Raw genomic sequence first — 15,302 nt, forward strand, 5'->3', positions numbered from 1 at the left:
TGGCCGTACCGTTGGCGCGGGCGTGGTTGCTAAAGTTCTCGGCTAATTGCTGATAACATTTGACGCAATGCGCATGAAAAGGGCATCATTTGATGCCCTTTTTGCACGCTTTCACATCAGAACCTGGCTCATCAGTGATTATTTTTGTCATAATCATTGCTGAGACAGGCTCTGCAGAGAGCGTATAATCCGAAAAGCGATTAAGCGTTTCGATTTGGTTTGCCTCGCGCTCGCGGGGTGAAAATGTTTGTAGAATACTTCTGACAGGTTGGTTTATGAGTGCGAATACCGAAGCTCAAGGGAGCGGGCGCGGCCTGGAAGCGATGAAATGGGTAGTGGTAGCCGTATTGTTGATCGTGGCAATCGTTGGCAACTACCTGTATCGCGACATGATGCTGCCGCTACGCGCGCTTGCAGTGGTAATTCTGATTGCTGCAGCGGGTGGTGTCGCGCTGTTGACGACCAAAGGTAAAGCGACCGTCGCTTTTGCCCGCGAAGCGAGAACGGAAGTCCGTAAGGTCATTTGGCCGACTCGCCAGGAAACATTGCACACCACGCTGATCGTAGCTGCGGTTACCGCTGTAATGTCACTGATCCTGTGGGGACTGGATGGTATTCTGGTTCGCCTGGTATCCTTTATCACTGGCCTGAGGTTCTGAGATGTCTGAAGCCCCTAAAAAGCGCTGGTACGTCGTTCAGGCGTTTTCCGGTTTTGAAGGCCGCGTAGCAACGTCGCTGCGTGAGCATATCAAATTACACAACATGGAAGAGTTGTTTGGTGAAGTTATGGTTCCGACCGAAGAAGTGGTCGAGATCCGTGGCGGCCAGCGTCGCAAAAGCGAGCGCAAATTCTTCCCGGGTTACGTGCTTGTTCAGATGGTGATGAACGATGCAAGCTGGCACTTAGTGCGCAGCGTCCCGCGCGTAATGGGCTTTATCGGCGGCACGTCTGACCGTCCGGCGCCAATCAGCGATAAAGAAGTTGATGCGATTATGAACCGCCTGCAGCAGGTTGGTGATAAGCCGCGTCCGAAAACGCTGTTTGAACCGGGTGAAATGGTTCGTGTTAATGACGGTCCGTTTGCTGACTTTAACGGCGTGGTTGAAGAAGTGGACTACGAAAAGTCCCGCCTGAAAGTTTCTGTTTCTATCTTCGGTCGTGCGACCCCGGTAGAACTGGACTTTGCCCAGGTAGAAAAAGCCTAAGCAGCCGATCAAAAAAGCGACGATTTAAACGTTGCACAGGGCGCGAGATTGGAATACAATTTCGCGCCTTTTGTTTTTATGGATCGTATCCGTAAAACGAATTTTATCACGGGGAGCCTCCTTGAGGCGCTATAACCCAATCAGAGGATTTTAGAATGGCTAAGAAAGTACAAGCCTACGTCAAGCTGCAGGTTGCAGCTGGTATGGCGAACCCAAGTCCACCAGTTGGTCCAGCTCTGGGTCAGCAGGGTGTGAACATCATGGAATTCTGTAAAGCGTTCAACGCGAAAACCGAATCCCTGGAAAAAGGTCTGCCAATCCCAGTCGTAATCACTGTTTACGCTGACCGTTCTTTCACTTTCGTTACCAAGACCCCGCCGGCAGCAGTTCTGCTGAAAAAAGCGGCTGGTATCAAGTCTGGTTCCGGCAAGCCGAACAAAGACAAAGTTGGTAAAATTTCCCGCGCTCAGCTGCAGGAAATCGCGCAGACCAAAGCTGCCGACATGACTGGTTCCGACGTTGAAGCGATGACTCGCTCCATCGAAGGTACTGCACGTTCCATGGGCCTGGTAGTGGAGGACTAAGAAATGGCTAAACTGACCAAGCGCATGTCCGTGATCCGTGACAAAGTTGATGCGACCAAACAGTACGACATCAACGAAGCTATCGCTCTGCTGAAAGAACTGGCTACTGCTAAGTTCGTTGAAAGCGTTGACGTTGCCGTTAACCTGGGCATCGACGCTCGTAAATCCGATCAGAACGTTCGTGGCGCAACTGTACTGCCACACGGTACTGGCCGTTCCGTTCGCGTAGCTGTATTTGCTCAGGGTGCAAACGCTGAAGCTGCTAAAGCTGCCGGCGCTGAACTGGTAGGTATGGAAGATCTGGCCGATCAGATCAAGAAAGGCGAAATGAACTTTGACGTTGTTATTGCATCTCCAGATGCAATGCGCGTTGTTGGCCAACTGGGCCAGGTTCTGGGTCCACGCGGCCTGATGCCAAACCCGAAAGTTGGTACTGTAACCCCTAACGTTGCTGAAGCGGTTAAGAACGCTAAAGCAGGTCAGGTTCGTTATCGTAACGACAAAAACGGCATCATCCACACTACCATCGGTAAAGTGGACTTTGACGCTGACAAACTGAAAGAAAACCTGGAATCTCTGCTGGTTGCGCTGAAAAAAGCTAAACCAACTCAGGCGAAAGGCGTGTACATCAAGAAAGTTAGCATCTCCACCACCATGGGTGCAGGTGTTGCAGTTGACCAGGCTGGCCTGAGCGCTGCTGCAAACTAATGCCTTTACGTGGGCGGTGGATTTGTCTACAATCTTACCCCCACGTTTGCTAACAATAGTTAGCGGCTAAAAGATTTGTTCGTTGGAGCCTGGCCTAATCCAGGCCTCCGTCGAAGACCGCAGGTGTTTCGCAAGAGACTTAATGCCCTGCGTAGACGGTGACAGAACGCTAAGATTATTTTTGGATACTCTGGCTTGTTTCTGCTCACCGTATTAAGACGCTCCTCCCGTTGGGAAGAGTGAAGTGAGTTCCGGAACATGAGTTCCGGCAAACATCCAGGAGCAAAGCTAATGGCTTTAAATCTTCAAGACAAACAAGCGATTGTTGCTGAAGTCAGCGAAGTAGCCAAAGGCGCGCTGTCTGCAGTAGTTGCGGATTCCCGTGGCGTTACTGTAGATAAAATGACTGAACTGCGTAAAGCAGGTCGTGAAGCTGGCGTTTACATGCGTGTTGTTCGTAACACCCTGCTGCGCCGCGTAGTTGAAGGTACTCAGTTCGAGTGCCTGAAAGACACGTTTGTTGGTCCAACCTTGATTGCATACTCTATGGAACACCCGGGCGCTGCTGCTCGTCTGTTCAAAGAGTTCGCGAAAGCGAATGCAAAATTCGAGGTTAAAGCTGCAGCCTTTGAAGGTGAGTTGATCCCGGCATCGCAAATCGATCGCCTGGCAACCCTGCCGACCTACGAAGAAGCAATTGCACGCCTGATGGCAACCATGAAAGAAGCTTCGGCTGGCAAACTGGTTCGCACTCTGGCTGCTGTTCGCGATGCGAAAGAAGCTGCTTAATAGCAGTCATCTTTATCAAGTATTCGCTTACGTATAAACTTATTCTGATTTTCAGGAACAATTTAAATGTCTATCACTAAAGATCAAATCATTGAAGCAGTTGCAGCTATGTCCGTAATGGACGTTGTAGAACTGATTTCTGCAATGGAAGAAAAATTCGGTGTTTCTGCTGCTGCTGCTGTAGCTGTAGCTGCTGGCCCGGCTGAAGCTGCTGAAGAAAAAACTGAATTCGACGTAATTCTGAAAGCTGCTGGCGCTAACAAAGTTGCCGTAATCAAAGCAGTACGTGCTGCAACTGGCCTGGGTCTGAAAGAAGCTAAAGACCTGGTAGAATCTGCTCCAGCTGCGCTGAAAGAAGGCGTGAGCAAAGACGACGCAGAAGCACTGAAAAAATCTCTGGAAGAAGCTGGCGCTGAAGTTGAAGTTAAATAAGCCAACCCTTCCGGTTGCAGCCTGAGAAATTAGGCTGATGGCTGGTGACTTTTTAGTCACCAGCCTTTTTGCGCTGTAAGGCGCCAGTAGCGTTTCACACTGTTTGACTGCTGGTTGTCCTGACAATGCTTGTTTCTATCGACGTCTTAATATACTGCGACAGGGTGCTCGCTCTGGGTAAATCGCAATGAAATGGTTTAAGCGTGATAGCAACAGGCATTGCGGAAAGTGTTCGATTTTCCGATCAACAAAATGGTGTTGCACAAACTGTCCGCCAATGGACAGATGGGTCGACTTGTCAGCGAGCTGAGGAACCCTATGGTTTACTCCTATACCGAGAAAAAACGTATTCGTAAGGATTTTGGTAAACGTCCACAAGTTCTGGACATTCCATATCTCCTTTCTATCCAGCTTGACTCGTTCCAGAAGTTTATCGAGCAAGATCCTGAAGGGCAGTACGGCCTGGAAGCAGCCTTCCGTTCCGTGTTCCCGATTAAAAGCTACAGCGGTAATTCCGAGCTGCAATACGTCAGCTACCGCCTTGGCGAACCGGTATTTGACGTTCAGGAATGTCAAATCCGTGGCGTGACCTACTCGGCACCGCTGCGCGTTAAACTGCGTCTGGTGATCTACGAGCGCGAAGCGCCGGAAGGCACCGTTAAAGACATTAAAGAACAAGAAGTCTACATGGGCGAAATCCCGCTCATGACTGACAACGGTACTTTCGTTATCAACGGTACTGAGCGTGTTATCGTTTCCCAGCTGCACCGTAGCCCGGGCGTCTTCTTCGACAGCGATAAAGGTAAAACGCACTCATCCGGTAAAGTACTCTATAACGCGCGTATCATTCCTTACCGTGGTTCCTGGCTGGACTTCGAGTTCGATCCGAAAGACAACCTGTTTGTCCGTATCGACCGTCGTCGTAAACTGCCTGCAACCATCATTCTGCGTGCACTGAACTACACCACTGAGCAGATCCTTGACCTGTTCTTTGAGAAAGTTGTCTTTGAAATTCGCGACAACAAGCTGCAAATGGAGCTGGTGCCAGAGCGTCTGCGTGGTGATACCGCGTCGTTCGACATCGAAGCCGACGGCAAAGTGTATGTGGAAAAAGGCCGCCGTATTACTGCGCGCCACATCCGTCAGCTGGAAAAAGATGAAATCAAACACATCGAAGTTCCGGTTGAATACATTGCTGGCAAAGTTGCAGCAAAAGACTACGTTGATGCATCAACTGGCGAGCTGATCTGCCCGGCTAACATGGAGCTGAGCCTGGATCTGCTGGCTAAGCTGAGCCAGTCTGGCCACAAGCGTATCGAAACGCTGTTCACCAACGATCTGGACCACGGTCCGTACATGTCCGAAACCGTACGTGTCGACCCAACCACCGATCGTCTGAGCGCGCTGGTAGAAATCTACCGCATGATGCGCCCGGGTGAGCCACCAACTCGCGAAGCGGCTGAAAGCCTGTTCGAGAACCTGTTCTTCTCCGAAGACCGCTACGATCTGTCCGCGGTTGGTCGTATGAAGTTCAACCGTTCTCTGCTGCGTGACGCGATCGAAGGTTCCGGTATCCTGAGCAAAGAAGACATCATCGAAGTGATGAAGAAGCTCATCGATATCCGTAACGGTAAAGGCGAAGTGGACGATATCGACCACCTCGGCAACCGTCGTATCCGTTCCGTAGGCGAAATGGCGGAAAACCAGTTCCGCGTTGGCCTGGTACGTGTTGAGCGTGCGGTTAAAGAGCGTCTGTCTCTGGGCGATCTGGATACCCTGATGCCTCAGGATATGATCAACGCCAAGCCGATCTCCGCAGCAGTGAAAGAGTTCTTTGGTTCCAGCCAGCTGTCTCAGTTTATGGACCAGAACAACCCGCTGTCTGAGATCACGCACAAGCGTCGTATCTCTGCACTTGGCCCAGGCGGTCTGACCCGTGAACGCGCAGGCTTCGAAGTACGAGACGTACACCCGACTCACTACGGTCGCGTATGTCCAATCGAAACGCCTGAAGGTCCAAACATCGGTCTGATCAACTCCCTGTCCGTGTACGCACAGACTAACGAATACGGCTTCCTTGAGACCCCGTATCGTAAAGTGACTGACGGTGTTGTAACCGACGAAATTCATTACCTGTCTGCTATCGAAGAAGGTAACTACGTTATCGCCCAGGCGAACACCAACCTGGACGAAGAAGGTCGCTTTGTTGATGACCTCGTTACCTGCCGTAGCAAAGGTGAATCCAGCTTGTTCAGCAACGACCAGGTTGACTACATGGACGTTTCCACCCAGCAGGTGGTTTCCGTCGGTGCGTCCCTGATCCCGTTCCTGGAACACGATGACGCCAACCGTGCATTGATGGGTGCGAACATGCAACGTCAGGCGGTTCCAACTCTGCGCGCTGATAAGCCGCTGGTTGGTACCGGTATGGAACGTGCTGTTGCCGTTGACTCCGGTGTAACTGCAGTTGCTAAACGTGGCGGTACCGTTCAGTACGTGGATGCTTCCCGTATCGTTATCAAAGTTAACGAAGACGAGATGTACCCAGGCGAAGCGGGTATCGACATCTATAACCTGACCAAATACACCCGTTCTAACCAGAACACCTGTATCAACCAGATGCCATGTGTGTCTCTGGGCGAGCCAGTTGAGCGCGGCGATGTGCTGGCAGACGGTCCGTCCACCGACCTCGGTGAACTGGCGCTCGGTCAGAACATGCGCGTAGCGTTCATGCCGTGGAACGGTTACAACTTCGAAGACTCCATTCTTGTCTCCGAGCGTGTGGTTCAGGAAGATCGTTTCACCACTATTCACATCCAGGAACTGGCCTGTGTGTCCCGTGACACCAAGCTGGGGCCAGAAGAGATCACTGCTGACATCCCTAACGTGGGTGAAGCTGCGCTCTCCAAACTGGATGAATCCGGTATCGTTTACATCGGTGCGGAAGTGACCGGCGGCGACATTCTGGTTGGTAAGGTAACGCCGAAAGGTGAAACCCAGCTGACGCCAGAAGAGAAACTGCTGCGCGCGATCTTCGGTGAGAAAGCGTCTGACGTTAAGGACTCTTCTCTGCGCGTACCAAACGGTGTTTCCGGTACGGTTATCGACGTTCAGGTCTTTACTCGCGATGGCGTAGAAAAAGACAAACGTGCGCTGGAAATCGAAGAGATGCAGCTGAAGCAGGCTAAGAAAGACCTGTCTGAAGAGCTGCAGATCCTTGAAGCTGGCCTGTTTGGTCGTATCTACGCGGTGCTGGTTTCCGGTGGTGTTGAAGCTGAGAAGCTCGACAAGCTGCCGCGTGACCGCTGGCTGGAACTGGGCCTGGCCGACGAAGAGAAACAGAATCAGCTGGAACAGCTGGCTGAGCAGTATGACGAACTGAAACACGAGTTCGAGAAAAAACTCGAAGCGAAACGCCGCAAAATTACTCAGGGCGACGATCTGGCACCGGGCGTGCTGAAGATTGTTAAGGTCTATCTGGCCGTTAAACGTCAGATCCAGCCTGGTGATAAGATGGCAGGTCGTCACGGTAACAAGGGTGTTATCTCTAAGATCAACCCGATCGAAGATATGCCGCACGATGCTAACGGTACGCCGGTAGATATCGTACTGAACCCGCTGGGCGTACCGTCTCGTATGAACATTGGTCAGATCCTTGAAACCCACCTGGGTATGGCTGCTAAAGGTATCGGCGACAAGATCAACGCCATGCTGAAACAGCAGCAGGAAGTCGCGAAACTGCGCGAATTCATCCAGCGTGCGTACGATCTGGGCACTGATGTTCGTCAGAAAGTCGACCTGAACACCTTCAGCGATGAAGAAGTGCTGCGTCTGGCAGAGAACCTGAAAAAAGGTATGCCAATCGCAACGCCTGTCTTCGATGGTGCGAAAGAGTCTGAAATCAAGGAATTGTTACAGCTGGGTGGCCTGCCAAGTTCTGGCCAGATCACTCTGTTCGACGGTCGTACCGGTGAGCAGTTCGAGCGCCAGGTTACCGTTGGCTACATGTATATGCTGAAACTGAACCACCTGGTTGATGACAAGATGCACGCGCGTTCTACCGGTTCTTACAGCCTGGTTACTCAGCAGCCGCTGGGTGGTAAGGCGCAGTTCGGTGGTCAGCGCTTCGGGGAGATGGAAGTGTGGGCGCTTGAAGCATACGGCGCGGCATACACCCTGCAGGAAATGCTCACCGTTAAGTCTGATGACGTGAACGGTCGTACCAAGATGTATAAAAACATCGTGGACGGCAACCATCAGATGGAACCGGGCATGCCAGAGTCCTTCAACGTACTGTTGAAAGAGATTCGTTCGCTGGGTATCAACATCGAACTGGAAGACGAGTAACTCTCGCTCAAACAGGTCACTGGTGCCGGAGTCATTTCCGGCACCAGATTGTGCTAACTCCGACGGGAGCAAATCCGTGAAAGACTTATTAAAGTTTCTGAAAGCGCAAACTAAAACCGAAGAGTTTGATGCGATCAAAATTGCTCTGGCCTCGCCAGACATGATCCGTTCATGGTCTTTTGGTGAAGTTAAAAAGCCAGAAACCATCAACTACCGTACGTTCAAACCTGAGCGTGACGGCCTTTTCTGTGCGCGTATTTTCGGGCCAGTAAAAGATTACGAGTGCCTGTGCGGTAAGTACAAGCGCCTGAAACACCGTGGTGTGATCTGTGAGAAGTGCGGCGTTGAAGTGACCCAGACTAAAGTGCGTCGTGAGCGCATGGGCCACATCGAGCTGGCGTCTCCGACTGCCCACATCTGGTTCCTGAAATCTCTGCCGTCCCGTATCGGTCTGCTGCTGGATATGCCGCTGCGCGATATCGAACGTGTTCTGTACTTCGAATCTTATGTTGTTATCGAAGGCGGGATGACGAACCTGGAACGTAACCAGATTCTGACCGAAGAACAGTATCTGGACGCGCTGGAAGAGTTCGGTGACGAATTCGACGCGAAGATGGGTGCGGAAGCTATCCAGGCCCTGCTTAAAAGCATGGATCTGGAGCAAGAGTGCGAGCAGCTGCGCGAAGAGCTGAACGAAACCAACTCCGAAACCAAGCGTAAAAAGCTGACCAAGCGTATCAAACTGCTGGAAGCGTTCGTTCAGTCTGGTAACAAACCAGAGTGGATGATCCTGACCGTTCTGCCGGTTCTGCCGCCAGATCTGCGTCCGCTGGTTCCACTGGATGGTGGTCGTTTCGCGACTTCTGACCTGAACGATCTCTATCGTCGCGTCATTAACCGTAACAACCGTCTGAAACGTCTGCTGGATCTGGCTGCGCCGGACATCATCGTACGCAACGAAAAACGTATGCTGCAGGAAGCGGTAGATGCCCTGCTGGATAACGGTCGTCGCGGTCGTGCGATCACCGGTTCTAACAAACGTCCTCTGAAATCTTTGGCCGATATGATCAAAGGTAAACAGGGTCGTTTCCGTCAGAACCTGCTCGGTAAACGTGTTGACTACTCCGGTCGTTCTGTAATCACCGTAGGTCCATACCTGCGTCTGCATCAGTGCGGTCTGCCGAAGAAAATGGCACTGGAGCTGTTCAAACCGTTCATCTACGGCAAGCTGGAACTGCGTGGTCTCGCCACCACCATCAAAGCCGCTAAGAAAATGGTTGAGCGTGAAGAAGCTGTCGTTTGGGATATCCTGGACGAAGTTATCCGCGAACACCCGGTACTGTTGAACCGTGCACCAACCCTGCACCGTCTGGGTATTCAGGCCTTTGAGCCAGTCCTGATCGAAGGTAAAGCTATCCAGCTGCACCCGCTGGTTTGTGCGGCATATAACGCCGACTTCGATGGTGACCAGATGGCTGTTCACGTACCGCTGACGCTGGAAGCCCAGCTCGAAGCGCGTGCGCTGATGATGTCTACCAACAACATCCTGTCTCCAGCGAACGGTGAACCAATCATCGTTCCTTCTCAGGACGTTGTACTGGGTCTGTACTACATGACCCGTGACTGTGTTAACGCCAAAGGCGAAGGCATGGTGCTGACTGGCCCGAAAGAAGCTGAGCGTATTTATCGCGCTGGCCTGGCCTCTCTGCATGCGCGCGTTAAAGTGCGTATCACCGAATATGAAAAAGATGAAAACGGCGAATTCGTGGCGATTACCAGCCTGAAAGACACGACTATTGGCCGTGCCATTCTGTGGATGATCGTACCGAAAGGTCTGCCTTTCTCCATCGTCAACCAGGCGCTGGGCAAGAAAGCTATCTCCAAAATGCTGAACACCTGTTACCGCATTCTGGGCCTGAAGCCGACCGTTATCTTCGCTGACCAGACAATGTACACCGGCTTTGCTTATGCAGCGCGTTCAGGTGCCTCTGTTGGTATCGATGACATGGTCATCCCAGAGAAGAAACACGAGATCATCTCTGAAGCAGAAGCTGAAGTTGCCGAGATCCAGGAGCAGTTCCAGTCTGGTCTGGTAACCGCGGGCGAACGCTATAACAAAGTTATCGATATCTGGGCTGCGGCGAACGATCGTGTATCCAAAGCGATGATGGATAACCTGCAGACCGAAACCGTTATTAACCGTGACGGCGTCGAAGAGCAGCAGGTCTCCTTCAACAGCATCTACATGATGGCCGACTCCGGTGCGCGTGGTTCCGCAGCACAGATTCGTCAGCTGGCAGGTATGCGTGGTCTGATGGCGAAGCCAGATGGCTCAATCATCGAAACGCCAATCACCGCGAACTTCCGTGAAGGTCTGAACGTACTCCAGTACTTCATCTCCACTCACGGTGCGCGTAAAGGTCTGGCGGATACCGCACTGAAAACAGCTAACTCCGGTTATCTGACGCGTCGTCTGGTAGACGTTGCTCAGGATCTGGTTGTTACTGAAGACGATTGTGGCACCCTCGAAGGTATCACCATGACCCCGGTTATCGAGGGTGGTGATGTTAAAGAGCCGCTGCGCGATCGCGTACTGGGTCGTGTGACCGCTGAAGACGTTCTGAAGCCGGGTACTGCAGACATTCTGGTTCCGCGTAACACCCTGCTGAACGAGCAGTGGTGTGATCTGCTGGAAGTGAACTCTGTTGACTCCGTGAAGGTACGTTCCGTTGTATCTTGTGACACCGACTTTGGTGTATGTGCGCACTGCTATGGTCGTGACCTGGCGCGTGGCCACATCATCAACAAAGGTGAAGCAATCGGTGTTATCGCGGCACAGTCCATCGGTGAACCGGGTACACAGCTGACGATGCGTACGTTCCACATCGGTGGTGCGGCATCTCGTGCGGCTGCTGAATCCAGCATCCAGGTGAAAAACAAAGGTAGCATCAAGCTCAGCAACGCGAAGTCGGTTGTGAACTCCAGCGGTAAACTGGTTATCACCTCCCGTAACACCGAGCTGAAGCTGATCGACGAATTCGGTCGTACCAAAGAGAGCTATAAAGTGCCTTACGGTGCTGTAATGGCGAAAGGCGACGGCGAGCAGGTTGCAGGCGGCGAAACCGTAGCAAACTGGGATCCGCACACCATGCCGGTTATCACCGAAGTGGCGGGCTTCATTCGCTTTACCGATATGATCGACGGCCAGACGATTACTCGTCAGACCGACGAACTGACCGGTCTCTCTTCCCTGGTGGTTCTGGATTCTGCAGAACGTACCGCGGGTGGTAAAGATCTGCGTCCAGCACTGAAAATCGTTGATGCTAACGGCAACGACGTTCTGATCCCTGGCACCGATATGCCGGCTCAGTACTTCCTGCCAGGTAAAGCGATTGTTCAGCTGGAAGATGGTATTCAGATCGGTGCGGGTGATGCCCTGGCGCGTATTCCTCAGGAATCCAGCGGTACCAAGGATATTACCGGTGGTCTGCCACGCGTTGCGGACCTGTTCGAAGCACGTCGTCCGAAAGAGCCGGCAATCCTGGCTGAAATCAGCGGTATCATTTCCTTCGGTAAAGAGACCAAAGGGAAGCGCCGTCTGGTGATCACGCCTCTGGATGGCAGCGATCCGTACGAAGAGATGATTCCAAAATGGCGTCAGCTCAACGTGTTTGAAGGTGAACGTGTAGAACGTGGTGACGTGGTTTCCGACGGTCCGGAAGCGCCACACGACATTCTGCGTCTTCGTGGCGTCCACGCGGTAACGCGTTACATCACCAACGAAGTACAGGACGTTTACCGTCTGCAAGGCGTTAAGATCAACGATAAGCACATTGAAGTTATCGTTCGTCAGATGCTGCGTAAAGCCACCATCGTGAATGCCGGTAGCTCCGACTTCCTCGAAGGTGAGCAGGTTGAATACTCTCGCGTTAAGATTGCTAACCGCGATCTGGAAGCGAACGGCAAACTCAGTGCGACCTTCGCACGTGACCTGCTGGGTATCACCAAAGCGTCTCTGGCAACCGAGTCCTTCATCTCCGCGGCATCGTTCCAGGAGACCACTCGTGTGCTTACCGAAGCAGCCGTTGCGGGCAAACGCGACGAACTGCGTGGTCTGAAAGAGAACGTTATCGTGGGTCGTCTGATCCCGGCTGGTACCGGTTATGCGTACCACCAGGATCGTATGCGCCGTCGCGCAGCGGGCGAAATCCCTGCTGCACCACAGGTTACTGCTGAAGATGCATCTGCCAGCCTGGCAGAGCTGCTGAACGCAGGCCTGGGCGGTTCTGACAACGAGTAATCGTATCGTCAGCCCATAAAAAAACCCGCTTCGGCGGGTTTTTTTTTGCTTAATTGATACGGCTGTTGCCGGGTGGCGCTGGGCTTACCCGGCCTATGGTTCGGGTCGGGGCGTTTTAGTTCACCAGCGGCAAGCGGCGATAAAGCTCGATCATATCTCCCGCCAGATCCTGAATCACCATCGCGTTCATCAGGTGATCCTGCGAATGAACGGTGATCAGGTTTACCGGCAACTTACCGGTGCCTTCATCAAGACCAATCAGTTTCGTCTGGATGGAGTGCGCCTGCTTAACGAATTCCCGTGACTCTTCCATCGCTTTTTCAGCTTCGGCAAAATCACCTTTACGCGCCATCTGCAGCGCGGTTAATGCTGAGCTACGGGCTGCACCGGCGTTGACCAGCAGCTCCATAATGATCGTTTCTAAATCTTCCACGGGTCACTCCAGCAGTTTGAGGGCTTTTTCCAGTACGGCATCACCTTTCATCATGCCGTAATCCATCATGTCGATAACCGCGACCTTTTTACCCAGCGGTTCAGCCTGAGCCTGAAGATTATTAAGTTCGTATTTGACCTGCGGGCCAAGCAACACAATGTCGGCTGCGGCGATTTCATCTTTAAACTCAGCAACCGGTACGGCTTTAATGGTTACTTCGACCCCTTTTTTCTGCGCGGCGTCTTTCATGCGTTGAACCAGCATGCTGGTGGACATTCCCGCTGCACAGCATAAAACGATGTTCTTCATAGTCAGCCTCAATGTACATGTGTTTATTGATAATTATCCTGCACCGTCCGCTTCGACAACCGCGTTACCGCGATTGTGTGTGAGTCATCACAAAGAAACCTGCATTTTCTGAAACCGGTTACAACTGTAACAGCATGGGGAAAGGCAGGGCGAAACGAGGAAGAAGCTTTCCGCCCTGGTCAGCATCCCCTGCTGACGAAATAAGCGTAAAAAAAACGGGCGCAGTATGACAATGGCCCGTTGATAAGGTTACGTGACGCCTCGTAATAACTTCTCTGCGTTACCGCTTTTTTCAGCCATGTTGCGAGGCGCGTCCCAGCCAGCTGTCCCAGTCTTTCCAGACGGGCTGCAATCCCTGATGGCTGAGCGCCGCGGCAACGTCTTCCGGACGGCGGTTGTCGTGCGGCGCAAACTGCTCCAGCTCGGGATGGTCATCGGCATAGCCGCCAGGCTGAGTTTTTGAAAATGCGCTGACGTTGTTGATGGCCAGAGGAATGACGCGATCGCGAAACGCGGGAGATTCCCGGGTCGACAGCGACAGCTCCACCTCCGGTGCCAGCAGGCGAAACGCGCAGATGGTCTGCACCAGCTGGCGTTCATCCATGATCGACGCGGGCTGGATCCCTCCGGCGCAGGGGCGCAGTCGGGGAAAAGAGATCGAGTACCGGCTCTGCCAGTAGTGCTGCTGTAGCCACAGCAGATGCTCCGCCACCATAAAGTTATCCACCCGCCAGCTGTCAGAAAGCCCGGTCAGCGCCCCGAGGCCGATCTTGTCGATCCCGGCGCGGCCCAGCCGATCCGGGGTCTCCAGCCGCCAGAAGAAGTCCTGCTTTTTACCTTTCAGATGGTGCCGGGCATACACCGCTTCGTGGTAGGTCTCCTGATAGACCAGCACGCCATCCAGCCCCAGCGTTTTCAGCTCGCCATATTCTGCCTCTGACAGCGGTTGAACTTCCATCTGTAAAGAGGCGAACCGGCGGCGAATGGCTGGCATATGACGGCGAAAATAGTCCATCCCGACTTTAGTCTGATGTTCGCCGGTGACCAGCAACAGATGCTCAAAACCCATCTCGCGGATCGCGGTGCACTCCCGGGCAATCTCGTTTTCATCCAGCGTTTTGCGCTTGATGTGGTTGCTCATTGAGAAGCCGCAGTAGGTGCAGTCGTTGGCGCACAGATTGGAGAGATAGAGCGGGACATAAAAGCTCACCGTGTTGCCAAAGCGCTGGCGGGTAAGGCGCTGCGCCCGCTGCGCCATCTGCTCCAGATAGCCGCTGGCGGCAGGGGAGAGCAGGGCCATCATATCCTCCCGGGTCGGCTGACGGGCGTTTAATGCCCGCTCCACGTCCGCAGGCGTTTTTGCGTTGATGCGCAGGCGAATATCGTCCCAGTCGAGCTGGCGCCAGCGATCGGTAAAGGTTTTCATGATAACGCCTCCAGAAACCCGGTTAACGGGCTGGTGGCATGGGCTTCAACGCTCCGGGCGCCGGGACCAGACTGGCGAGCCAGTAGGCCAGCCTCTACCGCCAGACGAAACGCCCGCGCCATGGTGACCGGATCGTCCGCGACCGCAATGGCGGTATTAACCAGCACGGCGTCGGCGCCCATTTCCAGCGCCTGAGCGGCATGGCTGGGCACGCCGATCCCGGCATCCACGATCACCGGCACGGTCGCCTGCTGGATGATAATCTCCAGCATCGCCCGGGTTTCCAGCCCCTGATTGGAGCCTATCGGCGCGCCGAGCGGCATCACCGCCGCACAGCCAGCCTCTTCGAGCCGTTTGCACAGTACCGGATCGGCACCACAGTAGGGCAACACCGTGAACCCTTCTTTGACCAGCATCTCCGCCGCTTTCAGCGTCTCGATGGGATCGGGCAGCAGCCAGCGGGCATCGGGATGGATCTCCAGCTTGAGCCAGTGCGTGCCCAGCGCCTCGCGCGCCAGCCGGGCAGCGAACACCGCCTCTTCCGCAGTTTTGGCCCCGGAGGTGTTGGGCAGCAGGCTCACGCCCGCGTCCAGCAGCGGCGCCAGGATAGCGTCGTTGTGATTACGCAGATCGACCCGCTTCATCGCCAGCGTCACCAGCTGGCTGCCGCTCTCACGGATCGCGTCCACCATCAGCTGCGGCGAAGCAAACTTGCCGGTGCCGGTAAACAGATGTGAATCAAAGGTTTTATCAGCAATACGTAACATC

General features: G+C 53.5%; 12 protein-coding genes. 8 read left to right on the plus strand and 4 right to left on the minus strand.

Translation table 11 applies throughout. The features are described 5' to 3' along the window. Positions 1-275 precede the first annotated feature (275 nt). The 8 genes from secE (at position 276) to rpoC (ending at position 12,366) form a co-directional block, all read left to right on the plus strand. The gene (gene secE / locus ACOYA6_RS22585; protein ID WP_003862342.1) at positions 276-659 is read left to right on the plus strand and encodes a preprotein translocase subunit SecE; all 384 of its coding nucleotides are present in this window, start codon (positions 276-278) and stop codon (positions 657-659) included. A 1-nt stretch (position 660) separates the two neighbouring features. Continuing rightward, positions 661-1,206 (plus strand): transcription termination/antitermination protein NusG, encoded by a 546-nt coding sequence (gene nusG / locus ACOYA6_RS22590; protein WP_003862341.1) that lies wholly within the window; start codon positions 661-663, stop codon positions 1,204-1,206. Positions 1,207-1,361: 155 nt separating this feature from the next. Then, positions 1,362-1,790, plus strand: coding sequence for a 50S ribosomal protein L11 (gene rplK, locus ACOYA6_RS22595; RefSeq protein ID WP_032615878.1), 429 nt, complete (start codon positions 1,362-1,364; stop codon positions 1,788-1,790). A 3-nt stretch (positions 1,791-1,793) separates the two neighbouring features. Next, on the plus strand, positions 1,794-2,498 hold the full coding sequence (gene rplA / locus ACOYA6_RS22600) for a 50S ribosomal protein L1 (RefSeq protein ID WP_006176745.1): 705 nt from the start codon (positions 1,794-1,796) through the stop codon (positions 2,496-2,498). Between the two features lie 291 nt (positions 2,499-2,789). Continuing rightward, entirely contained in the window at positions 2,790-3,287 is a 498-nt protein-coding gene (gene rplJ / locus ACOYA6_RS22605) for a 50S ribosomal protein L10 (protein WP_001207203.1), read from the plus strand. A gap of 66 nt (positions 3,288-3,353) precedes the next feature. Beyond that, the gene (rplL, locus tag ACOYA6_RS22610) at positions 3,354-3,719 is read left to right on the plus strand and encodes a 50S ribosomal protein L7/L12 (RefSeq protein ID WP_039028882.1); all 366 of its coding nucleotides are present in this window, start codon (positions 3,354-3,356) and stop codon (positions 3,717-3,719) included. A gap of 318 nt (positions 3,720-4,037) precedes the next feature. After that, the gene (gene rpoB, locus ACOYA6_RS22615) at positions 4,038-8,066 is read left to right on the plus strand and encodes a DNA-directed RNA polymerase subunit beta (RefSeq protein ID WP_039028900.1); all 4,029 of its coding nucleotides are present in this window, start codon (positions 4,038-4,040) and stop codon (positions 8,064-8,066) included. A 76-nt stretch (positions 8,067-8,142) separates the two neighbouring features. Further along, positions 8,143-12,366 carry a DNA-directed RNA polymerase subunit beta' gene (rpoC, locus tag ACOYA6_RS22620; RefSeq protein WP_138371060.1) on the plus strand — a complete coding sequence of 1,408 codons (4,224 nt, stop codon included), beginning with the start codon at positions 8,143-8,145 and terminating at the stop codon, positions 12,364-12,366. 115 nt (positions 12,367-12,481) lie between these two features. On the opposite strand, the gene ACOYA6_RS22625 is transcribed toward rpoC, so the two are convergent. The 4 genes from ACOYA6_RS22625 to thiG form a co-directional block, all read right to left on the minus strand. Continuing rightward, on the minus strand, positions 12,482-12,799 hold the full coding sequence (locus ACOYA6_RS22625) for a PTS lactose/cellobiose transporter subunit IIA (protein ID WP_039028884.1): 318 nt from the start codon (positions 12,797-12,799) through the stop codon (positions 12,482-12,484). Positions 12,800-12,802: 3 nt separating this feature from the next. Then, the gene (locus tag ACOYA6_RS22630) at positions 12,803-13,108 is read right to left on the minus strand and encodes a PTS sugar transporter subunit IIB (RefSeq protein WP_039028885.1); all 306 of its coding nucleotides are present in this window, start codon (positions 13,106-13,108) and stop codon (positions 12,803-12,805) included. A gap of 292 nt (positions 13,109-13,400) precedes the next feature. Further along, positions 13,401-14,534: a 2-iminoacetate synthase ThiH gene (gene thiH, locus ACOYA6_RS22635; protein WP_422655454.1), complete on the minus strand. Its 1,134-nt coding sequence runs from the start codon at positions 14,532-14,534 to the stop codon at positions 13,401-13,403. Continuing rightward, a complete protein-coding gene (thiG, locus tag ACOYA6_RS22640) occupies positions 14,531-15,301 on the minus strand; it encodes a thiazole synthase (RefSeq protein ID WP_223075794.1) in 771 nt (256 codons plus the stop codon). The genes thiH and thiG overlap by 4 nt, the downstream gene beginning before the upstream one ends. Between the last annotated feature and the right edge of the window lies 1 nt (position 15,302).

Source organism: Leclercia barmai (genome assembly GCF_049312895.1).
Classification (GTDB): Bacteria; Pseudomonadota; Gammaproteobacteria; order Enterobacterales; family Enterobacteriaceae; genus Enterobacter; species Enterobacter barmai.